This window comes from Nocardioides sp. CPCC 206348, from assembly GCF_048654705.1.
GTDB lineage: Bacteria > Actinomycetota > Actinomycetes > Propionibacteriales > Nocardioidaceae > Nocardioides.
Map to the genome: position 1 here is coordinate 6,679 of NZ_JBMCZA010000149.1, position 22,068 is coordinate 28,746.

Consider the following 22,068-nt stretch of genomic DNA (forward strand, 5'->3'; position numbering starts at 1 on the left):
CGCTGTCGCGATCGAGCGGATCTTCGCCCGATCCGACGTCAGCACGATCATGGGCACCGCCCAGGCCGCCGGCATCGCCATGGTCTGCGCGGCCCGGCGCGGGCTGCCGGTCGCGCTGCACACGCCCAGTGAGGTCAAGGCAGCCGTCTCCGGCAACGGTCGGGCCGACAAGGCCCAGGTCGGTGCGATGGTGACCCGGATCCTTCGCCTCGACGCGTTGCCCAAGCCCGCTGATGCCGCCGACGCGCTCGCGCTGGCCATCACCCACATCTGGCGAGGAGGCAGCCAGGCCCGGCTCGAGGCGGCTGTGGCCGCCGCCGGTGCCCGCCAGAGCCGCCCTGCTGCAGGAGGAGTCCGATGATCGCGTTCGTCCGGGGCAATGTTGCCGCCCTGACCCTGTCCAGTGCCGTGGTCGAGGTCGGTGGCATCGGCCTCGAGCTGATGTGCACGCCGGGCACCCTCGCCCAGCTGCGCACCGGGCGCCAGGCACTGCTGCCGACGAGCATGATCGTCCGCGAGGACTCGCTGACCCTCTACGGCTTCGCCGACGAGGACGAGAAGACGATCTTCGAGCTGGTCCAGACGGCATCGGGCGTCGGGCCGAAGGTGGCGCAGTCGATCATCGCCGTGCTCTCCCCGGACGGCGTCCGCACCGCCATCGCGACCGAGGACGTCAAGACCCTGACCAAGGTGCCCGGCATCGGCCAGAAGGGTGCCCAGCGCATCATCCTGGAGCTGAAGGACCGGATCGGCGCGCCGACCGGCTCCGCCGGAGGCAGTACGACGACCGGCGCGGCTCCGTGGCGCGACCAGGTCCACCAGGGCCTGATCGGCCTCGGTTACAACACCCGCGACGCCGAGAAGGCGGTCGACGCCGTCGCCGACCAGGCCGGGACCGATCTGACCCCGGATGTCGGTGCCCTGCTGCGGGCCGCCCTCCGTTCGCTGTCGAAGGCCTGACGCGATGCCCTTCCACGAAGACGAGCTCGAGGCTGCCGAAGACGTTCACCTCCGGTCGCTGACCGCTGCCGAGGCAGAGGGCGACGAACGGGCCGTCGAGGCCGCGTTGCGTCCCCGCAGCCTCGACGAGGTCGTCGGGCAGGTGCGGGTCCGCGACCAGCTGGGCCTGGTGCTCGAGGCGGCCCGGCAGCGGGGGAGGGCGCCCGACCACGTGCTCCTGTCCGGACCACCGGGCCTCGGCAAGACCACCCTCGCCATGATCATCGCCCACGAGATGAACTCACCGCTGCGCATCACCAGCGGTCCCGCGATCACCCACGCCGGCGACCTGGCCGCCATCCTCTCGGGCCTCAACGAGGGCGACGTCCTCTTCGTCGACGAGATCCACCGGATGTCACGACCGGCCGAAGAGATGCTCTATCTCGCGATGGAGGACTTCCGCGTCGACGTGGTGATCGGCAAGGGGCCGGGCGCCACGGCGATCCCGCTCGAGATCCCGCCGTTCACGCTGGTCGGCGCCACCACCCGTGCAGGACTCCTGCCCGGCCCGCTGCGTGACCGGTTCGGCTTCACGGCGCACCTGGAGTTCTACGAGGCGCACGACCTCGACCTCATCGTCCATCGCTCGGCCGGCCTGCTGGGGGTCGAGCTGACGGCGGAGGGTTCATCCGAGATCGCCGGCCGCTCGCGCGGCACACCCCGGATCGCCAACCGCCTGCTGCGCCGGGTGCGCGACTTCGCCCAGGTCCGCGCCGACGGCGTGGTCACGCACGAGGTCGCCCAGGCCGCGCTCGACCTGTACGAAGTGGACTCGCTCGGACTCGACCGGCTCGACCGGGGCGTCCTGGACGTCTTGTGCCGCCGCTTCGGCGGGGGACCGGTCGGCGTCTCGACCCTCGCCGTCGCAGTCGGCGAGGAGCGGGAGACGGTGGAAGAGGTGGCCGAGCCCTTCCTGGTGCGCAACGGCTTCCTGGCCCGCACGCCGCGCGGCCGGATCGCCACGCCCGCGGCGTGGATCCACCTGGGCCTGACCCCACCGGCGGCGACGCCGGACACCGCAGTGCCGACCCTGTTCGAGGACTGACCGAGTCGCTGCCCGGCCGCAGGGCGCGCGGGTGCGCCACCGATCCTCGGTGGCCATGGGTCCGTGGCTACACTTGCCCGTCGGCCCGCCTCCACTCGTCCTGAGCGGTGGCTTACCCGCGCGTGCTGGAGAGGTTTGTCGGTGAAGGAGCTCTACCCCTGGCTGTGGATTGCCGCGATTGCGGTGGTCTTCTGGCTGCTGATCATCCGTCCTGCCGCGCGACGTCAGCGAGAGGTCAGTGCGCTCCACGCAGCGCTGTCCGTCGGTGACGACGTCCTGCTGACATCCGGTGTCTTCGCGACCATCGTCGGTGCTGCCGACGACCACCTCGAGGTGGAGATCGCGCCCGGCGTGGTCATCCACATCGTGCGGGGAGCGGTTGCCTCACTGCGGGTGGACACCGTGGACGACACCGACCAGACCGACCAGACCGATGACGCCGACGAGGCCGAGACGGCCGACGACGCCGTACCCACCGACACCGAGGACCGCTGACATGGCCGCCCGCCGCCCACGCCCCGGACGCACCCTGATCATCTTCTTCCTCGGCCTGGCCGTCTGTTACGGACTGGTCGCCCTTGCCGGGAGCTGGAAGCCCACCCTGGGTCTCGACCTCCAGGGCGGTACCCGGATCACGCTGACCGCCGAGAAGGCACCGAGCAGCGAGAACCTCGAAGAGGCTCGCCGGATCATCGACCAGCGCGTCAACGGCTCCGGTGTCGCCGAAGCAGCCGTGACCACCCAGGGCGGCAGGAACATCGTCGTCGAGGTCCCCGGCAAGACGACCGACCGGGCGCAGCTCGAGGAGACCGTCAAGCGGCAGGCACAGCTCCGGTTCCGCCTCGTTGCGTGTTCCGAGCGCAACCAGAGCGGCCCGTGTGCGCAGGCCAGCGGCCTCCCCGGCGGTCTGGGCCGTGCGCCCCTTTCCCTGGGCGCCGACGAGGAGCCGACCCCGACTCCGACCGCCACCGACACGGCGACCGGAACGGCCGACCCGACCGTGGACCCCAGCGCGGACCCCTCTGCCGACCCGAGCGCGACTCCGACCGCTCCTACCGCGACCGACCCGGGTGGTGACGGTGAGAAGTGGACCGTCAAGGACGACATCGCCTGGTCCCGTGCGCCCGACGCGGATGCGATCGCGGCGTACAACAACTACACCTGCGACACCAAGGGTGTCCTGCTCACGCTCGACGGCAAGCCTGCGGACCTGCCGGACGTCTGGGACGAGCCGCTCGTCGCCTGCAAGGAGCCGGAGGACGGCCAGTCCATCAAGTACCTCCTCGGCCGCTCGGTCGTCGAGGGCACCGAGCTCGAAGACGCCAGCGCGCAGACGCCCCAGGGCGCCGTCCGCTGGGTCGTGGCCATCGAGATGGGCAACGACAAGGACAAGGCGTTGCCGAAGGGCTCCGCTGGTGCTTCGACCGACTTCGAAGCTGTCTCCCGTGCGTTCGCCGGTACCGACGAGCAGTTCGCTGTCGTCCTCGACGGCCTCGTGCTGACCGACCCGGTCATGAACAGCGTCATCACCGACGGCCGCTCGCAGATCGAGGGCAACTTCACCGAGCAGAGCGCGCTCGACCTGGCCAACAGCCTGAAGTTCGGCGCACTGCCGATCCTCTTCGACGACGAGCAGACCTCGGTCGAGGAGATCGGGCCCTCCCTCGCCGGCAACCAGCTCAACGCAGGCATGCTCGCCGGGGCCATCGGCCTCGCGCTGGTGATGCTCTACTGCCTCTTCTACTACCGCGGCCTCGGCCTGGTGGTCGTGAGCTCGCTCTTCGTCGCAGCCGGCGTCACCTACGCCATGGTGCTGCTGCTCAGCGAGACGGCCGGCTTCACGCTCACCCTGCCCGGCATCGCCGGCCTGATCATCGCCGTCGGCATCACCGCGGACTCGTTCGTCATCTTCTTCGAACGCATCCGTGACGAGATGCGTGAGGGCAAGTCGATGCGGGTCGCCGTCGAGACCGGTTGGGCGCGTGCGCGCGTCACCCGCGTCGCGGCCAACACGGTGCAGCTGCTGTCCGCCTTCGTGCTCTACGTCTTCGCCACCGGCGCCGTGAAGGGCTTCGGCTTCGCGCTGGGCCTGACCACGTTGATCGACCTCGCGGTGCTCTTCTGGTTCACCAAGCCGCTGGTGTCCTGGCTCGCCCAGTTCAAGTTGTTCAACTCCGGACACAAGCTGTCGGGTCTCAGCAAGGAGACGCTCGGTATGGATGTCACGCCCGACCGCAAGGTTGCGACCGTGGGGGGTAAGGCCTGATGGGCAAGATGTCCCGACTGGGCAACGACCTCTACCAGGGTCGCAAGTCCTTCAACTTCGTCGCCAAGCCCTGGCTCTGGTACGGCGTCTCGATCGTCCTGGTGGGCGTCGCCGTGGCCGTGCTGTTCCTCAAGCCCCTCAACATGGGTGTCGAGTTCACCGGCGGTACGACGCTGTCGGTCCCCGTGGGATCCGGCAACGCGACTCAGGACGCGGCCGACGCGCTGCAGGAGGCGGTCGCCGGCTCCGGTATCGAGAACGCCGAGAACCCGACCGTCACCACCGAGGGCAACTCGGCACTGACCGTCCAGGTCGAGAACCTCAGCGAGCAGCAGCGCACCGAGATCTCGGAGCTCATCCACGACAAGTACCCCACCGTCACCGAGGGTGACCTCTCCATCCAGGACATCGGTCCCAGCTGGGGCAAGGAGGTCGCCAAGCGCGCTGCGATCGGCGTCGTGATCTTCCTGGTCCTCGTGGTGCTGTTCATCTGGGCGTACTTCCGTGAGTGGCGGATGTCCGTCGCGGCCTTCCTCGCGCTGGTCCACGACGTGGTTCTGACGGTCGGCGTCTACGCGCTGTCCGGCTTCCAGGTGACGCCCGCGGCGGTCACCGGTGTGCTCGCGATCCTCGGCTTCTCGCTCTACGACACGGTCGTGGTGTTCGACAAGATCAAGGAGAACACCCACCAGCTCCGCAAGAAGACGCAGTCGTACTCCGACGCGGCGAACCTCGCGGTCAACCAGACCCTGGTGCGCTCGATCAACACCTCGATCGTGGCGCTCATCCCGATCGGCGCGATCCTTTACGTCAGTGCGGTCCAGCTGGGTGCGAGCTCGCTCCAGGACCTGGCGCTGGCCCAGTTCGTCGGCATGGCGATCGGTGTCTACTCCTCGGTGATGCTCGCGCCCCGCGTGCTGGTGCACCTGAAGATGCAGGAGACCGAGGTCCAGCTGCAGGCCCGTCGCGCGAAGGCCAAGCAGCGTGCCCTGGCCGACAAGTACGCCGCCGTGCCCGTCTTCAAGGAGGACACGGCAGTCGTCGCTGGCCGCGCGGTCAGCAACGCCGAGGGGCTCGAGGAGCCCGACGAGCTCCGCGAGGACGAGCAGCCGGAGGAGACGCCGCGAGCGTCCCGCCAGCAGGTCCAGGGTGCCGTCGGCAAGGGACGCACCGTCCCCACCCCGACGCGTCCGGTCTCCGAGAGCGGCAGCGCCGGACGCAAGCAGCCGGTCCGCCAGTCGCGCTCCAAGCGCGGCAAGAAGTAGGGCCCCGGTGGGGGAGGACGCGGGCGCGCGCGCAGCGGAGGCATTGACCCGGCTGGTGCGCGACGTCCCGGACTTCCCCGAACCGGGGATCCTGTTCAAGGACATCACGCCGCTGCTGGCCGACCCCGAGGGCTTTGCCGCTGTCGTCGCCGGCCTGGCTGCGGCTGGCCGTGGCGCCGATGGCCGGCCGGTCGTCGACAAGGTCGTCGGCATGGAGGCTCGGGGATTCATCCTCGCCGCCCCTGTGGCGCTGGCACTCGGCGTCGGCTTCGTGCCCGTACGCAAGCCGGGCAAGCTGCCGGCTGCCACGCACGAGGTCTCCTACGAGCTGGAGTACGGCGCCGCCGTACTCCAGCTGCACCAGGACGCCCTGGCACCGGGTGACCGGGTGCTGCTCATCGACGACGTCCTGGCCACCGGCGGGACCGCACGCGCGACGTGCGAGCTCGTGTCCGCGTGCGGGGCGCAGGCCGTCGGCCTGGCCGTGCTGATGGAACTGGGTTTCCTGGCTGGCCGGGCGCAGCTCGGGAGCGTCCCCGTGACGGCACTGCTGGCCGTCTGAGACCCATACACTGGACGAATGACCGAGGAGCGCACACCCGCACGCGTTGAACCGCGTGACGACGCTGCGCCCGTCGACCCGGCCGCGCCTGCTTCGGTCGTCGTCGAACCGGCCGCCACTGCACGCAGCATGCGGGCGCGGCTGGCCCGCATGGGAAGCCGCAACCAGGGTTCCAACCCCGTCCTGGAGCCGCTGTTCCGCGCGGTGCGGACCAATCACCCCAAGGCCGACCTGGCGCTGCTCGAACGTGCCTACGTCACTGCCGAGCGCCTGCACGCGGAGCAGAAGCGCAAGAGCGGGGACCCGTACATCACCCACCCGCTGGCCGTCACGACGATCCTCGCCGGGATCGGCATGACGGAGCCGACGCTCGTCGCTGCGTTGCTGCACGACACTGTCGAGGACACGCCGTACACGCTGGAGGAGTGTCGTCGCGACTTCGGCGACGAGGTGGCGGTCCTCGTCGACGGGGTCACGAAGCTCGACAAGGTCGTCTACGGCGACAGCGCCCAGGCCGAGACCATCCGCAAGATGATCGTCGCGATGTCGCGCGACATCCGGGTGCTGGTCATCAAGCTGGCGGACCGCCTGCACAACATGCGCACGCTGCGTTTCGTGCCGCAGAAGAGCCAGGAGCGCACGGCCCGCGAAACGCTCGACATCTACGCGCCGCTGGCCCACCGGCTCGGCATGAACACCATCAAGTGGGAGCTGGAGGACCTCGCCTTCGCGACGCTCCACCCCAAGATCTACGACGAGATCGTGCGCCTGGTCGCCGAACGCGCACCGTCGCGCGACTCGTTCCTCGCCGAGGTGATCACCCAGGTCGAGAAGGACTTGCGCGAGGCGAAGATCAAGGCGACCGTCACCGGGCGACCGAAGCACTACTACTCGATCTACCAGAAGATGATCGTCGGCGGCCGCGACTTCTCCGACATCTACGACCTGGTCGGCATCCGCATCCTCGTCGAGGAGGACCGCGACTGCTACGGCGTCCTGGGCGTCCTGCACTCGCGGTGGAACCCCGTGCTCGGGCGGTTCAAGGACTACGTCGCGATGCCGAAGTTCAACATGTACCAGTCGCTGCACACGACGGTCATCGGTCCCGCGGGAAAGCCCGTCGAGATGCAGATCCGCACGTTCGCCCAGCACCGTCGCGCCGAGTACGGCGTCGCGGCCCACTGGAAGTACAAGGAAGACGGCCGCACCGGCACCGACACCGACAAGCGCGGCGACATGGACGACATGTCCTGGGTGCGCCAGCTCCTCGACTGGCAGAGCGAGGTCGAGGACCCGGGCGAGTTCCTGGAGTCGTTGCGCTTCGAGATCAACCAGACCGAGACGTACGTCTTCACCCCGCGCGGTGACGTCATCGCGCTGCCCTCGGGGGCGACGCCCGTCGACTTCGCGTACGCGGTCCACACCGAGGTCGGCCACCGCACCATCGGCGCGCGGGTCAACGGCCGCCTGGTGCCGCTCGAGTCGACGCTCGAGAACGGCGACGTGATCGAGGTCTTCACGTCCAAGGCCGAAGGTGCCGGACCGTCGCGCGACTGGCTGAACTTCGTACGCTCGCCGCGCGCCCGCTCCAAGATCCGCCAGTGGTTCACGAAGGAGCGCCGCGAAGAGGCGATCGAGCGCGGCAAGGACGAGATCGGCAAGCTGATGCGCAAGGAGGGCCTGCCCCTCAAGCGCCTGCTGACGCACGACTCGCTGTCGCTGGTCGCCGATGCCTTCCGCCTCGCCGACGTGACAGCGCTCTACGCCGCGGTGGGGGAGAGCAACCTCAGCGCCCAGGCAGTCGTCCGCCGCGTCATCGAGCTGCACGGCGGCGACGAGGGCGCCCAGGAGGACCTCGCCGAGGCCGTCACGATCACCGGCCGCAGCCGCTCGCGCCGTCCGGCCAGCGGCGACGCCGGCGTCATGGTCACCGGAGCGCCCGACGTCTGGGTGAAGCTGGCGAAGTGCTGCACCCCGGTGCCGCCCGACTCGATCCTCGGCTTCGTCACCAAGGGCGGGGGAGTCTCGGTGCACCGCAAGGACTGCACCAACGCCAGCGACCTCCTCGGCCAGCCCGAGAAGGTCGTCGACGTCGAGTGGGCCCCGACCGGCCAGTCGACCTTCCTGGTCAACATCCAGGTCGAAGCGCTCGACCGCTCGCGCCTGCTGTCCGACATCACCATGGCGCTCTCGGACGCCCACGTGAACATCCTGTCCGCCAACCTCACCACCTCCCGCGACCGGGTCGCCAAGTCCCGCTTCACGTTCGAGATGGCCGACGCCAAGCACCTCGACACGGTCCTGAACAACGTGCGTACCGTCCCCGGTGTGTTCGACGCGTACCGCGTCACTCAGTAGGTCGCGCTGCAGGAGTACCCGCTTCAGCGGGGATTCCTGCGCTTCCTGCCTGTTGCAACGGTCAAGGAGTGCCAGCAAAGGTCAGGAAGTGTGACGCTGCGGGCGTTGTCCACAGGCTCAAAGGTGGACGCCTGATTCGGGCCGGACCCGGGAACCGTGCATCGCATGATCCTTCCGCCGGATGACCCGCGACTCCTTCCCATCGGTCTACGCCGTGACCTGATCGCCCGCGGCGGCCAGTCTGACCGATCCCTGGCGCGACAGGTCCGAGCTGGTGTTCTGGACCGGCCGCGTCGCGGCGCCTACGTTGTTGGCGAGCTTTGGCGAGCGATGACAGACGAACAGCGTTATGCAGTGAGGTGCCGAGCGGTGTACCTGCAGGCGAGGACTGGCGTGATCCTCAGCCACGTGTCTGCCGTTCCCTTTCACGACGGTCCCGTCTGGGGGTTCGACCTGAGCGAGGTGCACGTGACCCGCGAGGACGGATTCGCAGGTCGAAGGGAAGCGGGCATCCAGAGACACTGCGGCAAGCTCCTCCCGCAGGATGTGGTCGAGACGCACGGGCTACTCGTCATGTCGGCTGTACGCGCAACGCTGGAGGCGACGATCCTGGGCTGTGCAGAGGCGGGGCTGGTGGTTGCCAACCACTTCCTGCATCGAGGCGAGTTCAAGGCATCCGACCTGGTGGCCCGCTACGAGGCGTCGATGGACCACTGGCCATACTCGCTCACGACCGACACTGTGCTTCGTCTGGCAGATCCCCGGATCGAGTCAGTCGGCGAGTCCCGCACGTCGTACTTCTTCTTCGCACGGAGTTTGCCCAAGCCGATTCCGCAGTTCGAGGTGTACGACGGCTCGGTACTCGTCGCACGCCTCGACTTCGCGCTTCCGGATCACGGGATCTGGATCGAGTTCGACGGTCGGGTGAAGTACGAGCAGTACCTGCGCCCGGGGGAGACGCCTGCTGACGCTGTCCTGAGGGAGAAGCGCCGCGAAGAAAAGATCGCCGAGCTCACTGGATGGCGCTGCCTGCGCATCACCTGGGCCGACCTCGCTGACCCCCAGGTGCTGGAGGCCCGTGTTCGGCGGCTCATCGCGTCAGTGTCGACGGCCCGTGCGCGTCGTACGGCCTCATGATGTGCCGGGCACCGGACTCCCTGACTGTTTCTTGCGCTTGCCGACCGTTGCAACGGCCAAGGAGTGCAGGAATACCCGCCTCAGCGGGTATTCCTGCAGCGCCCCATCAGCGGTAGTCGGCCGAGGCCTTCTTCGCCATGTCCAGGAACGACCGGCGCCCTTCGAGGTTCTCTTCGAGGTCGCGGATCTTCTTGGCGTCACCCTTGGCGCGGGCCGCTTCGAGCTTGGCTTCGGCTTCGGCGATGGCGGCTTCGAGCTTGGACACCATGTCGTCGGCGCGGGCCGACTTCTCGGGGTCGGACTTGCGCCACTGGTCGTCCTCGGCCTTGCGGATGGTCTGCTCGACGGCGCGCATCCGTCCTTCGAGGTCCTTGATCCGGTCGCGCGGCACCTTGCCGGCCTCGTCCCAGCGATCGGCGACGAGGCGGAAGGCGGCCTTGGCGGCCACGACGTCGCCGGTCTCGGCGAGGGGCCCGAGGACGGCCTCAGCCTCGACGATCAAGCCTTCCTTGACCTCGGCATTGGCGGCGAACTCGGTGTCGAGGGCGGCGTTCGCGGCGTCGCGGGCACCGAAGAACGCATCCTGCGCGCCCCGGAAGCGCTGCCAGAGCTTGTCGTCGACGTTCTTGGGCGCCGGGCCGGCAGCCTTCCAGTCGCGCATCAGGTCGCGGTACTTGCCCGACGTCGGACCCCAGTCGGTGGAATCCGCCAGGGCCTCGGCCTCCGCGACCAGGCGCTCCTTGACGATGCGTGCGCCTTCGCGCTTCTCGTCCTGCTCGGCGAAGTGCCCCTTGCGGGCCTTCGTGTACGCCGACCGGGCGGTCGAGAAGCGCTTCCAGAGTGCGTCGTCGGCAGCCTTGTCGATGCGCGGGAGCTGCTTCCACTGGTCGAGCAGCTCGCGCAGCCGGTTGGCGCCGTTGCGCCAGTCGCGGCCGCTCGCGATCTTCTCGGCCTCGAGGGCGAGCTTCTCCTTCTGCTCGCGGGCCTCGGCGGCCTTCTGCGCCTTGACGGCCTTGCGCGCCTCGCGCTGGATGGCGATGACCGGGCCGAGTTCGTCGAGCTTGCGCCCGAGGACGGCCAGGTCGCCCACCGCATGGATGTCGGCGAGCTGGTCGCGCACGAGCTTCACGGAGGAGACGGCCTCCTCGGGGGACAGGACCCCCGAGACCACCCTCTTGTGGAGCAGCTCCACTTCGAGCGCGATCGCGTCGTAGCGCTTCGTGTAGAAGGCCAGGGCTTCCTCGGGAGGCACGTCGGGGACCTGCCCGACCGCACGTTCGCCATCGGATGTCTTCACATAGACGGTGCCGTCGTCAGCGACGCGGCCCCAGTCGGAGGTAGTCACAGTGGGCCATGCTAGTGCCGAACCCTCAGGCCGATAGGCTGGGTCGGTGCTCATCGCTGCCTTCCCCGCTGGACCGTGGGGCACCAATTGCTATGTCGCGGCCACCGGAGCGGGTTCCGAGTGCATCGTGATCGACCCCGGCAAGGACGCCGCGAGCGGTGTCGCGGACGTGGTCCGTGAGCACAACCTCAAGCCGGTGGCGGTGCTGCTGACCCACGGACACATCGACCACATGTGGTCGGTCACGCCGGTCGCCGGTGCGTACGACGCGACGGCCTGGATCCACCCCGACGACCGGCACCTGCTGGCCAACCCCATGGCGGGCATGTCCCGGGAGACCGCGGCGATGATGCTGGGCGGCAAGTACGAGTTCACCGAGCCTGACCGGGTCGAGGAGCTCGCCGACGGCGCGGCCCTCGAGCTCGCGGGCCTTGAGGTCGTCGTCGACCACACGCCGGGGCACACGCCCGGTTCGGTGACGTTCCGGACGCCGTACGGCGACCAGGACATCTCGGAGCTGATGTTCTCCGGAGACCTGCTGTTCCAGGGCTCGATCGGTCGCACAGACCTACCCGGCGGCGACCACTCCGCCATGCTGCGCTCGCTGAGCGCCAAGGTGCTGCCGCTGCCCGACGACATCGTCGTGCTGCCGGGTCACGGTGAGCAGACGACCATCGGACGCGAGCGCGCGTCCAACCCCTTCCTGCTGGATCTGCTCGACTCGGGTTCAGCGGGCCGAGTGACCCGAGGGCTGTAGTTTCCATGGCAAAGCCGACCCCGCTCAGCGGGTTTCCCGAGTTCCTGCCTGCGCAGCGGCACGTCGAGCAGGAGGTCGTCGCGACGCTGGCGCGCACCTTCGAGCTGCACGGCTTCGCCAACGTCGAGACCCGTGCGGTCGAGCCCCTGGACCAGTTGCTGCGCAAGGGGGACACCTCCAAGGAGGTCTATGTCCTCAAGCGTCTCCACGACGAGTCGGGCGACGCCGGCATTGGCCTGCACTTCGACCTCACCGTGCCGTTCGCGCGTTACGTGCTGGAGAACGCCGGCAAGCTCGAGTTCCCGTTCCGCCGCTACCAGATCCAGAAGGTCTGGCGGGGCGAGCGTCCCCAGGAGGGTCGGTTCCGGGAGTTCACGCAGGCCGACATCGACATCGTCGGCCGCGACGGCCTGCCCTTCCACCACGACGTGGAGGTCGCAAGGGTGATGCTCGAGGCCCTCTCGCGACTGGGCTTTCTCCCGGGCTTCCGGCTGCAGGTCAACAACCGCAAGCTGATCCAGGGCTTCTACGCCGGCCTCGGCATCACCGCTGACGGGATCGACGAGGTGATGCGCCTGGTCGACAAGCTCGACAAGCTCGACCCCGCGAAGGTCCGCGAGCTGCTGCTCGCCGAAGCTGGGGTGACCGAGGAGCAGGCCGACAAGGCGCTCGCGCTGGCCACGATCCGCACCACCGACGACTCCTTCGTCGACGAGGTCCGGGCGCTCGGCGTCAAGGACGAGCTCCTCGACGAGGGCCTCGACGAGCTCGCGACGCTGGTCCGCGCGTGCGCCCCGCTGACGACTGCCACGGTCCGGATCGAGGCGGACCTGTCGATCGCACGCGGCCTCGACTACTACACCGGCACGGTCTTCGAGACCCGTCTGGACGGCTACGAGTCGCTCGGCTCGATCTGCTCGGGAGGTCGGTACGACGCCCTGGCCACCGATGGTCGTACGACGTACCCCGGCGTCGGCATCTCCCTCGGCGTCAGCCGGGTGCTGGTGCCCCTCGTCCAGCGCGGTCTGCTCACGTCGGACCGTTCGGTGCCGAGCGTCGTGCTGGTCGCCCTCACCAACGAGGACGCCCGCGCCGACGCGGACGCCACGGCGACAGCCCTGCGTGCGCAGGGGATTCCCTGCGAGGTCGCGCCGACCGCGGCGAAGTTCGGCAAGCAGATCCGTCACGCCGAGCGGCGCGGCATCCCGTACGTCTGGTTCTCCTCGATCGCCGAGGACGGCACCGTCGCGCACGAGGTCAAGGACATCCGCAACGGAAACCAGGTCGCTGCTGACCCGGCGACGTGGCAACCTCCGAGCCAGGACCTGCGCCCGCAGGTCGTGGCCATCTCCACCGACTCCAGCACCGACACACCCACCGAAAAGGAACTCTCGTGATCCGCACCCAGGACGCCGGCGCCCTCCGCGCCGAGCACGTCGGCCAGACCGTCACCCTTGCCGGGTGGGTGGCCAACCGGCGCGATCACGGCGGTGTGGCCTTCATCGACCTCCGCGAGTCCAGCGGCATCGTCCAGGTCGTCATCCGCGACGAGGCCGTCGCGCACAGCCTTCGCGCCGAGTTCTGCCTCAAGGTCACCGGCGAGGTCGTCGCGCGGATCGAGGGCAACGAGAACCCGAACCTGCCCACCGGCGCCATCGAGGTCGTGGCGACCGAGGTCGAGGTCCTGAACCCGGCCGCGCCGCTGCCCTTCCCGATCAGCGACCACGTCGACGTCGGCGAGGAGGTGCGCCTCAAGCACCGCTACCTCGACCTGCGCCGCAGCGGACCCGCCCACGCCCTGCGGCTGCGCAGCAAGGTCAACAAGGCCGCCCGCGACGTGCTGGACCAGCACGGCTTCGTCGAGGTGGAGACGCCCACCCTGACCCGCTCGACGCCCGAGGGCGCGCGTGACTTCCTGGTGCCCGCGCGTCTCGCGCCGGGCAGCTGGTACGCCCTGCCGCAGAGCCCGCAGCTGTTCAAGCAGCTGCTGATGGTCGGTGGCCTGGAGCGGTACTACCAGATCGCGCGCTGCTACCGCGACGAGGACTTCCGTGCCGACCGCCAGCCGGAGTTCACCCAGCTCGACATCGAGCTGAGCTTCGCCGACCAGGAGGACGTCATCGCCCTCATGGAGGACGTGCTCGCCGCGATGTGGGACCAGATCGGCTACGACATCCCGCGACCCATCCCGCGGATGACGTACGCCGACGCGATGGCGCGGTTCGGCTCCGACAAGCCGGACCTCCGCATGGGCAACGAGCTCGTGGACTGCACGGACTACTTCAAGGACACGACCTTCCGCGTGTTCCAGGCCGAGTACGTCGGCGCCGTGGTCATGCCCGGTGGCGCCAGCCAGCCCCGCAAGAAGCTCGACGCGTGGCAGGAGTGGGCCAAGCAGCGCGGCGCCAAGGGACTGGCCTACGTGCTCGTCACCGAGGACGGCTCGCTCGGCGGTCCGGTGGCCAAGAACCTCTCCGAGGCGGAGCAGGCCGGGCTCGCCGCCCACGTCGGTGCCGAGCCGGGGGACTGCATCTTCTTCGGTGCCGGTGCCACGAAGTCCAGCCGCGCGCTCCTGGGTGCCGCCCGCCTGGAGATCGGCCGCCGCTGCGACCTCATCGACGAGGACGCCTTCGCGTTCACGTGGGTGGTCGACGCCCCGATGTTCGAGCCGGCCTCCGACGCTGTCGCCTCGGGCGACGTCGCCGTCGGCGCCGGTGCCTGGACGGCCGTGCACCACGCGTTCACCGGGCCGAAGCCCGAGTTCGCCGACACCTTCGACACCGACCCCGGCAGCGCGCTGGCGTACGCCTACGACATCGTCTGCAACGGCAGCGAGCTCGGTGGTGGCTCGATCCGGATCCACCGCGAGGACGTCCAGAAGCGCGTCTTCTCGGTCATGGGCATCAGCGAGGAGGACGCCCAGGAGAAGTTCGGGTTCCTGCTCGACGCGTTCAAGTTCGGCGCGCCGCCGCACGGCGGCATCGCTGTCGGCATGGACCGGATCGTCGCCATGCTGGCCAAGGTGGACTCGATTCGCGAGGTGATCGCGTTCCCGAAGTCCGGTGGCGGCTATGACCCGTTGACGGCTGCTCCTGCGCCGATCACGCCCGAGCAGCGCAAGGAAGCCGGTGTGGACGCCCCTCCGGAGGACGAAACCAAGTCCTGACCGTTCGGGCCGGAAGGATTTTCCGGTAGGTCGAGACCAAACCGTTACCGCGTCGCTATCGCTTTGGCGCAACGTGAGCACCTAATGTCGCTCGCGGTGCCGACATCGGACGGCACTGAACGGGACGGCTCACAGACGTCCCGTTGGCGGCGAGCAACGGACGTAGAGGTGACATGACCACCACGGTGAGCAACCTCGAGAGCGAGAGTCTGCCCGACCCCACCGGTCATCCCGACGAGATGGATCGTGGCAAGGTCGAGGGCAAGTCACCGACACGACTCGCGATCGAGCGGTTCCGCAAGGACAAGCTCTCGATGGTGTCGTTCATCATCGTGGCGCTCTACATCATCGGCGGGATCCTGGCGCCGTTCCTGGTGAAGTTCGGTCTGCTCGACCCGACCAGCTACCACCAGGACCTGCTCAACGAGTTCACCCTTCCGGAGGGTTCGCTCGGCGGCATCAGCTGGAAGCACCCGCTGGGCGTCGAGCCGGGCACCGGCCGCGACGTGATGTCGCGGGTCTGGCTCGGTACGACGCTGTCGCTGACGATCGCGATCATCGCGAGCCTGCTCGCGATGGCCATCGGAACGGTCCTCGGCATCATCGCTGGATTCACGGGCGGCCTGACCGACGGCATCATCGGCCGGCTGATCGACCTGACCCTCTCGTTCCCCTCGACGCTGATGCTGCTGGCCCTGTCGGCGCCGATGTACGCACTGCTCACGAAGAACTTCCACGTGCCTGAGGGCGATGTCGCCTGGGCGACGTACTGCATCGTCTTCCTGGCCCTCTTCGGCTGGCCGCCGATCGCCCGGCTCATCCGGGGACAGGTGCTGTCGATCCGGGAGCGCGAGTTCGTGCACGCGGCGACCTTGTTCGGCGCCTCGCGGTACCGGATGTACTTCAAGGAGATCCTGCCGAACCTCTGGGCGCCGCTGCTGGTGTCGTTCACGCTGCTGCTGCCGGCCTACATCTCCGCCGAGGCCGCACTGAGCTATCTCGGCGTCAGCATCAAGCCGCCGACGCCGACCCTGGGCAACGTGCTGCGCGACTCGCTCACCTACGCAGAGTTCGACTTCGTCTACTTCTTCTCTCCCGCTTTCGTGATCGCACTGATCGTCGTGTGCTTCAACCTGATGGGCGACGGCATGCGCGACGCGCTCGACCCGAAGTCCAACCGCTAACCCAAGATCTTCGACGGCAGGTCGCCGCCGAATGTGCCGCCGCCAGGCGCGTACACACTGAAGGAGAATTCATGGCCAACACTCGAAAGCGGCTGCTCGCGGCGTCCGCTACGGCTGCCTTGGTGGTCTCTCTCGCCGCCTGTGGCGGTGGAAGCAGCGACGATGACGACTCGTCCAACCCGACTAAAGCCACGAAGGGCGGGACGCTGACCTACCTGCTCGCCAGCCCGATGGGTCACACCGACCCCCACCGGGTCTACGTCGGCCGTGACATCAGCAACCTCAGTCGCACCGTCTACCGCCAGCTCGTCACGTTCCCGACCGCGACCGACATCGAGACCGCCAACACGCCGGTTCCCGACCTCGCGACCGACACGGGCACCTCCAGCGACGGCGGCAAGGTGTGGAAGTTCACCGTCAAGGACGGCGTCACCTGGCAGGACGGCAAGGACATCACGTGTGAGGACTTCAAGTACGGAGCCTCGCGTGCCTTCGCCAACGACGTCATCACCGGTGGCCCGAACTACCTCCTGAGCTACCTCGACATCCCCACGGATGCCGACGGCGCTCCGGTCTACAAGGGCCCCTACACCGACAAGGGCCAGGCGGACTTCGACAAGGCCGTCACCTGCGATGGCAAGACCATCACGTACAACTTCAAGAAGGCGTGGCCGGACTTCCCGCTCGCCATCGCGGCGTTGCACATGCTCGACCCGTACCGCGCGGACCTCGACAAGGGTGAGGGCTCCAACTTCGAGATCTTCTCGAACGGCCCGTACATGCTCGAGGGCAAGTGGGACGAGAACAAGGGCGGCACGCTCGTTCGCAACCCGGAGTACGACGCTTCGACGGACTCCCCGGAGAACCGTCAGGCCAACCCGGACAAGATCATCTTCGACATCGGCAAGACGCCGGAGGTCATCAACCAGTTGCTGATCGAGGACAGCGCAGAGGTCCAGGCTGCCGTCACCGGTACGCGTGTCCTGCCGCAGTTCATCGCCAAGGCTGTCACCCTCAAGGACCGGTACCAGAACGTCGAGTCCCCGTACGTCGACTACCTGGTGCCTAACACCAAGCGGCTCTCGCTGGAGGTCCGTGAGGCGCTCGCAACCGCCACGAACGTCGAGGCATGGATCACCGCCGGTGGTGGCGAGAAGTTCTACAAGAAGGCCGACTCGATCGTGAACCCGGTCGTTCCGGGCTACCAGCCGGTCGAGCAGTTCAAGGACCTGGGCGCCGGTGACCCCGACGCCGCCAAGAAGATCCTTGAGGACGCCGGCGTCAAGCTGCCGTACAAGCTCAAGTTCACGTACGACGGTGCGTCGGAGACTGCTGACAAGCAGGCTGCTGCGCTGAAGGAGACGTGGGACAAGTCGGGCTTCGACGTGACGCTCAACCCGCTGACCGACGCCTACTACCCGACCATCCAGGACCCCAACGCTGACTCGGACGTCACGTGGGCCGGTTGGGGTGCGGACTGGCCGTCGGCACTGACGGTCACCGCGCCGCTGTTCGACAGCCGGATCAACCTCACGCCGTCGTCCAACAACCAGGACTACGGCAACTACAAGAGCGACGAGTTCAACGCGCTCGTTGACGAGGCGCAGGCCGCCGGCACCCTCGAGGAGCAGACGGAAGCGCTCCAGAAGGCTGACGCCGTCCTCGGTAAGGACTACGCGTACGTCCCGCTCGAGATCGCGCTGTTCAACTGGGTGCACGGGTCGAAGGTCAACTTCGCCACCACCCCGGCCTCCAACGGGTTCGCGGACCTGGGGCTGATCAGCGTCAAGTGATTCAACCCGGTGGGTGAGGGGTCCAGGTGGCTCCTCACCCACCACCGGGTGCTCGTTCCTGAGTACACCCACACCACCGCGCTGCCGGGTGGACCCGGACTGACTCAGTCCGTGTCCATCCGGCGGCCGGAGTGGCCCAGACATCCCTCGGGGCCCTCACCGTTCCATCGCCATCGACCCCTGAGGTGATTCCCGCATGCTGGCCTACGTCATCCGCCGAGTCTTCGTCGGCGTTGCGATGCTCCTGGCGATGAGCCTGGTGACGTTCACCCTGTTCTTCGCCTCGCCCGTCGACCCGGCCCAGTTCGCGTGCGGCAAGAACTGCTCGCCCGTCCAGCGCGAGCAGGCCCGCAAGGCCCTCGGTTACGACAAGTCGACGATCGAGCAGTGGGGCTCCTTCGTGAAGGGGGTCGCGGTCGGTCGACAGTTCCCCGCTGACCCCGAGCTCCGCAAGGCAGCTCCCGAGAACGTCGTCGACTGCGACGCACCCTGCTTCGGCTACTCGACCTACAGCATCAAGACCGTCAACGAGATGGTCGGCGAGGCCATGCCCGTCACCTTCTCGATCGCGCTCGCAGCGGTGATCCTCTGGATCTTCTTCGGCGTCCTGATCGGGGTCCTGGCGGCCGTGACCAAGGGATCGTTCCTCGATCGCGGCATCGTCGGCACCTCGCTGTTCCTCTATGCGTTCCCGTCGTTCTTCATCGGCACGTTCCTGCTGACGTACATCTCCATCAAGTGGGACCTCTATCCGCTGCCGTCGTACACCTCGATCGCTGAGGGCGGCGTCGGCGCCTGGGCCTCGAACCTGCTGCTCCCGGCGGTGACCCTGGCCATGCTCTACATGGCCGGCTACGTCCGGATGACGCGCGCGTTCGTCCTCGAGTCGCAGGCGGAGGACTACGTCCGCACCGCGCGGGCCAAGGGGCTCGCCACGCGGAAGGTCCTGTTCAAGCACGCGCTCCGGGCCGCGTTGACCCCACTGGTCACGATGGCCGGTCTCGACTTCGCCAGCGTCCTGGGCGGCGCGATCATCACCGAGTCGATCTTCAACTTCAACGGTCTCGGCAAGCTCGCAGTCTCGGCGAACACCAACTACGACCTGCCCGTCCTGATCGGGATCGTGCTGATCGCCGGTGCCTTCGTGATCACGGCCAACATCATCGTCGACATCCTCTATGCATTCATCGACCCGCGGGTGCGGGTCGGCTAGGAGACGCCTCCATTGAGCACCGCGCCCACGCCGTACCTCTCGGTCCAGGACCTCAAGGTCCACTTCCCGACAGCAGACGGCATCGTCAAGGCGACCGACGGCCTTTCCTTCGACCTCGAGCGGGGAAAAACTCTCGGCATCGTCGGTGAATCGGGATCCGGCAAGTCGGTCTCCAGCTCGACGATCCTCGGCTTGCACCGGGGGAGCAGCGCCATCGTGAGCGGGCACATCCTGCTCGACGGTGTCGACCTGCTGGAGCTGAGCAACGAGGACATGCGCAAGATGCGTGGCCGCGACGTGTCGATGATCTTCCAGGACCCGTTGTCCGCGATGCACCCGTACTACACGGTCGGCAACCAGCTGATCGAGGCGTACCGCGTCCACAACCAGGTCACGAAGAAGGAGGCGCGGACCCGCGCCATCGAGATGCTCGACCGGGTCGGCATCTCCAACCCGGACAAGCGGATCAGTGACTACCCGCACCAGTTCTCGGGCGGCATGCGCCAACGCGCGATGATCGCGATGGGCCTGATCAACGACCCCGGCCTGCTGATCGCCGACGAGCCGACCACCGCGCTCGACGTGACGGTGCAGGCGCAGATCCTCGACCTGCTCCAGGACCTCCAGCGCGAGTTCAACTCGGCGGTCATGATCATCACCCACGACCTGGGCGTGGTGGCCGAGATGGCCGACGACGTCCTGGTCATGTACGCCGGGCGCGCGGTCGAGCACGGTCCCTGCAAGGAGATCCTCACGCACCCGGAGATGCCGTACACGTGGGGACTGCTCTCCAGCGTGCCCGACGTGACGGGTGACACCGACGCGCGACTGGTTCCGATCCCCGGCAGTCCGCCCAGCCTGCTCAACCCGCCGACCGGCTGCGCCTTCCACCCGCGCTGCCTGCACCGCGACAAGGTGCCCGGCGACCTGTGCCGTACGGAGCTGCCGCCGCTGGTCGCCGGAACCCGTGGCGGTGCGCACCTCAAGCGGTGCCACCTGAGCGACCCGGACAGCATCTACGAGACCGAGGTGCTCCCCGAGATCGCACCGGACCTGGTGGACGACATCCTTGCTGACAGTGCAGCGGACAACGCAGCGGACAACGCAGCGGACAATGCAGAAGGTGCCCGATGAGCTACGACGAATACACGCCCGGCGCGCTGGACGACCATGAGCCGGCCGCTGTGGCCGACGTGTTGACCGCCGCGGGGCACGCGGCGGCCGTGGCGCCCGTGGGAGCTGCGCCGATCCTCGAGGTCGACAACCTGCGGATGTACTTCCCGGTCAAGTCGCCCGGGCTGCTGCGGCGCACCGTCGGCCACGTGCAGGCCGTCGACGGCGTCTCGTTCCAGGTGGTGGAGGGCGGATCGCTCGGCCTGGTGGGTGAGTCCGGCTGCGGGAAGTCCACGACAGGTCGGTTGATCACCCGCCTCTACACGCCGACCTCCGGGGCGATCCGCTTCGAGGGCGAGGACATCGCGCACGCCAAGGCTCGCCAGCTGAAGCCGCTGCGTCGCGACATCCAGATGATCTTCCAGGACCCGTACACGTCGCTGAACCCGCGGCACACGGTCGGCTCGATCATCGGTGCGCCCCTGGCGATCCACAAGATCCTGCCGAAGAAGCAGATCCTTCCCCGGGTCCAGGAACTGCTCGAGATCGTGGGCCTCAACCCCGAGCACTACAACCGCTACCCGCACGAGTTCTCGGGCGGTCAGCGCCAGCGCATCGGCATCGCGCGCTCCCTGACGCTCCAGCCCAAGCTGCTCGTGGCCGACGAGCCGGTGTCGGCGCTCGACGTGTCGATCCAGGCGCAGGTCGTGAACCTGCTCCAGGACATCCAGCGAGAATTCGGCGTCGCGTTCCTCTTCATCGCGCACGACCTCGCCGTGGTCCGGCACTTCTGCCCCGAGGTCGCGGTGATGTACCTCGGCAAGATCGTCGAGATCGGTGACCGCGAGTCGATCTACAACAACGCCCACCACCCGTACACGCAGGCCCTGCTCTCCGCGGTGCCGGACGTTCGCCAGGCCGCCACCGGTGGCCGACGCGAGCGGATCCGGCTCGAGGGTGACGTCCCCAGCCCGATCGATCCTCCGTCGGGTTGCCGCTTCCGTACCCGTTGCCCGATCGCCCAGGAGATCTGCGCCCGGCACGAGCCGCCGCTCCTCCAGATCGGCCAGAAGCACAAGGTGGCCTGCCACTTCCCGGGACGCCTCGGCGAAGCACCGCGTGAGCCGCTGACCTCGGGCCTGCTCGGTGTGGACCGCGAAGGACGTCCGGACCCGGGCGCCAGCCCGAGCACGGACCTGGTCGAGCAGCCCGGCTTCGCCGACACGTGGTTCGACCTCGACAAGAAGACGATCGGGCGGGTCTGAACGGCGTCGTGCAGGGGCGCGAGCCCCTGTCGGCGCGGCGCCGTAGGCTGCTCACGTGAGCGAGCCGGGTCTGTTCGAGGTGCCTGGCAGTCGTACGACGTCCGGCGGGTCGCTCTCGGACGCGGCCCATGCCGCGGCGCCGCTGGCGGTGCGGATGCGGCCCCGCGACCTGGACGAGCTGGTCGGGCAGGCGCACCTGCGCGCTCCCGGATCGCCGCTGCGCCAGCTCGTTGAGGGTGACCAGTCGCTGTCCCTGTTGTTGTGGGGACCACCGGGCACCGGCAAGACCACGATCGCTTCGATCATCAGCCAGCAGACGGGTCGTCGGTTCGTCGAGGTGTCGGCGGTGTCGGCCGGCGTCAAGGAAGTGCGCGAGGCGATCTCGGCTGCCCGGTCGAGCCTGGTGTCGACGGGCGAGGAGACGGTCCTCTTCGTCGACGAGGTGCACCGGTTCAGCAAGGCCCAGCAGGACGCCCTGCTGCCGGGTGTCGAGAACCGCTGGGTGACCCTGGTGGCGGCGACGACGGAGAATCCGTCGTTCAGCGTGATCTCGCCGCTGCTCTCGCGCAGCCTGCTGCTACGGCTCCAGCCCTTGACCGA

19 protein-coding genes are annotated in these 22,068 nt (G+C 68.3%); 18 read left to right on the plus strand and 1 reads right to left on the minus strand.

What is annotated here, in order from left to right; all coding sequences use genetic code 11:
- The 9 genes from ACOADB_RS10270 to ACOADB_RS10310 form a co-directional block, all read left to right on the plus strand.
- On the plus strand, positions 1-361 hold a 361-nt coding region (locus tag ACOADB_RS10270), incomplete at its 5' end, for a crossover junction endodeoxyribonuclease RuvC (protein WP_378597888.1).
- The gene (gene ruvA / locus ACOADB_RS10275) at positions 358-960 is read left to right on the plus strand and encodes a Holliday junction branch migration protein RuvA (RefSeq protein WP_378597890.1); all 603 of its coding nucleotides are present in this window, start codon (positions 358-360) and stop codon (positions 958-960) included. The genes ACOADB_RS10270 and ruvA, both read left to right, overlap by 4 nt.
- Before the next feature lie 4 nt (positions 961-964).
- Positions 965-2,044 (plus strand): Holliday junction branch migration DNA helicase RuvB, encoded by a 1,080-nt coding sequence (ruvB, locus tag ACOADB_RS10280; protein WP_378597892.1) that lies wholly within the window; start codon positions 965-967, stop codon positions 2,042-2,044.
- 141 nt (positions 2,045-2,185) lie between these two features.
- Positions 2,186-2,539, plus strand: coding sequence for a preprotein translocase subunit YajC (gene yajC / locus ACOADB_RS10285; RefSeq protein ID WP_378597894.1), 354 nt, complete (start codon positions 2,186-2,188; stop codon positions 2,537-2,539).
- A gap of 1 nt (position 2,540) precedes the next feature.
- Positions 2,541-4,310 carry a protein translocase subunit SecD gene (gene secD, locus ACOADB_RS10290; protein ID WP_378597896.1) on the plus strand — a complete coding sequence of 590 codons (1,770 nt, stop codon included), beginning with the start codon at positions 2,541-2,543 and terminating at the stop codon, positions 4,308-4,310.
- On the plus strand, positions 4,310-5,575 hold the full coding sequence (secF, locus tag ACOADB_RS10295) for a protein translocase subunit SecF (RefSeq protein ID WP_378597898.1): 1,266 nt from the start codon (positions 4,310-4,312) through the stop codon (positions 5,573-5,575). The genes secD and secF overlap by 1 nt, the downstream gene beginning before the upstream one ends.
- A 7-nt stretch (positions 5,576-5,582) precedes the next feature.
- A complete protein-coding gene (locus tag ACOADB_RS10300) occupies positions 5,583-6,137 on the plus strand; it encodes an adenine phosphoribosyltransferase (RefSeq protein WP_378597900.1) in 555 nt (184 codons plus the stop codon).
- A gap of 129 nt (positions 6,138-6,266) precedes the next feature.
- A complete protein-coding gene (locus tag ACOADB_RS10305) occupies positions 6,267-8,495 on the plus strand; it encodes a RelA/SpoT family protein (protein ID WP_378597976.1) in 2,229 nt (742 codons plus the stop codon).
- Positions 8,496-8,903: 408 nt separating this feature from the next.
- On the plus strand, positions 8,904-9,632 hold the full coding sequence (locus tag ACOADB_RS10310; RefSeq protein ID WP_378597902.1) for a hypothetical protein: 729 nt from the start codon (positions 8,904-8,906) through the stop codon (positions 9,630-9,632).
- A 106-nt stretch (positions 9,633-9,738) separates the two neighbouring features.
- On the opposite strand, the gene ACOADB_RS10315 is transcribed toward ACOADB_RS10310, so the two are convergent.
- Complete coding sequence (locus tag ACOADB_RS10315) at positions 9,739-10,977, minus strand: DUF349 domain-containing protein (RefSeq protein WP_378597904.1); 1,239 nt, start codon at positions 10,975-10,977, stop codon at positions 9,739-9,741.
- Between the two features lie 46 nt (positions 10,978-11,023).
- On the opposite strand from ACOADB_RS10315, the gene ACOADB_RS10320 reads away from it, so the two are divergent.
- The 9 genes from ACOADB_RS10320 to ACOADB_RS10360 all read left to right on the plus strand — a co-directional run.
- Complete coding sequence (locus tag ACOADB_RS10320; RefSeq protein ID WP_378597906.1) at positions 11,024-11,734, plus strand: MBL fold metallo-hydrolase; 711 nt, start codon at positions 11,024-11,026, stop codon at positions 11,732-11,734.
- 5 nt (positions 11,735-11,739) lie between these two features.
- On the plus strand, positions 11,740-13,131 hold the full coding sequence (gene hisS / locus ACOADB_RS10325) for a histidine--tRNA ligase (protein WP_378597908.1): 1,392 nt from the start codon (positions 11,740-11,742) through the stop codon (positions 13,129-13,131).
- Positions 13,128-14,900 carry an aspartate--tRNA ligase gene (gene aspS / locus ACOADB_RS10330; protein ID WP_378597910.1) on the plus strand — a complete coding sequence of 591 codons (1,773 nt, stop codon included), beginning with the start codon at positions 13,128-13,130 and terminating at the stop codon, positions 14,898-14,900. Before hisS ends, aspS begins: the two co-directional genes overlap by 4 nt.
- Before the next feature lie 173 nt (positions 14,901-15,073).
- Entirely contained in the window at positions 15,074-16,084 is a 1,011-nt protein-coding gene (locus ACOADB_RS10335; RefSeq protein ID WP_378597912.1) for an ABC transporter permease, read from the plus strand.
- A 71-nt stretch (positions 16,085-16,155) separates the two neighbouring features.
- Entirely contained in the window at positions 16,156-17,877 is a 1,722-nt protein-coding gene (locus ACOADB_RS10340) for an ABC transporter substrate-binding protein (protein WP_378597914.1), read from the plus strand.
- Between the two features lie 196 nt (positions 17,878-18,073).
- Entirely contained in the window at positions 18,074-19,090 is a 1,017-nt protein-coding gene (locus ACOADB_RS10345) for an ABC transporter permease (protein ID WP_378597916.1), read from the plus strand.
- Between the two features lie 12 nt (positions 19,091-19,102).
- Positions 19,103-20,224, plus strand: a complete 1,122-nt coding sequence (locus ACOADB_RS10350) for an ABC transporter ATP-binding protein (protein ID WP_378597918.1) — start codon at positions 19,103-19,105, stop codon at positions 20,222-20,224.
- Complete coding sequence (locus ACOADB_RS10355) at positions 20,221-21,468, plus strand: ABC transporter ATP-binding protein (protein ID WP_378597920.1); 1,248 nt, start codon at positions 20,221-20,223, stop codon at positions 21,466-21,468. The genes ACOADB_RS10350 and ACOADB_RS10355 overlap by 4 nt, the downstream gene beginning before the upstream one ends.
- Before the next feature lie 55 nt (positions 21,469-21,523).
- Positions 21,524-22,068, plus strand: a 545-nt coding sequence (locus tag ACOADB_RS10360) for an AAA family ATPase (RefSeq protein ID WP_378597978.1), incomplete at its 3' end; no start/stop codon positions are given.

What these genes read in the sequence shown, in the direction of transcription:
- ruvA (WP_378597890.1), top strand. Translation starts at nt 358, where the DNA reads ATGATCGCGTTCGTCCGGGGCAATGTTGCCGCCCTGACCCTGTCCAGT.
- ruvB (WP_378597892.1), top strand. Translation starts at nt 965, where the DNA reads ATGCCCTTCCACGAAGACGAGCTCGAGGCTGCCGAAGACGTTCACCTC.
- secD (WP_378597896.1), top strand. Translation starts at nt 2,541, where the DNA reads ATGGCCGCCCGCCGCCCACGCCCCGGACGCACCCTGATCATCTTCTTC.
- secF (WP_378597898.1), top strand. Translation starts at nt 4,310, where the DNA reads ATGGGCAAGATGTCCCGACTGGGCAACGACCTCTACCAGGGTCGCAAG.
- ACOADB_RS10305 (WP_378597976.1), top strand. Translation starts at nt 6,267, where the DNA reads ATGCGGGCGCGGCTGGCCCGCATGGGAAGCCGCAACCAGGGTTCCAAC.
- hisS (WP_378597908.1), top strand. Translation starts at nt 11,740, where the DNA reads ATGGCAAAGCCGACCCCGCTCAGCGGGTTTCCCGAGTTCCTGCCTGCG.
- ACOADB_RS10335 (WP_378597912.1), top strand. Translation starts at nt 15,074, where the DNA reads ATGACCACCACGGTGAGCAACCTCGAGAGCGAGAGTCTGCCCGACCCC.
- ACOADB_RS10340 (WP_378597914.1), top strand. Translation starts at nt 16,156, where the DNA reads ATGGCCAACACTCGAAAGCGGCTGCTCGCGGCGTCCGCTACGGCTGCC.
- ACOADB_RS10345 (WP_378597916.1), top strand. Translation starts at nt 18,074, where the DNA reads ATGCTGGCCTACGTCATCCGCCGAGTCTTCGTCGGCGTTGCGATGCTC.
- ACOADB_RS10355 (WP_378597920.1), top strand. Translation starts at nt 20,221, where the DNA reads ATGAGCTACGACGAATACACGCCCGGCGCGCTGGACGACCATGAGCCG.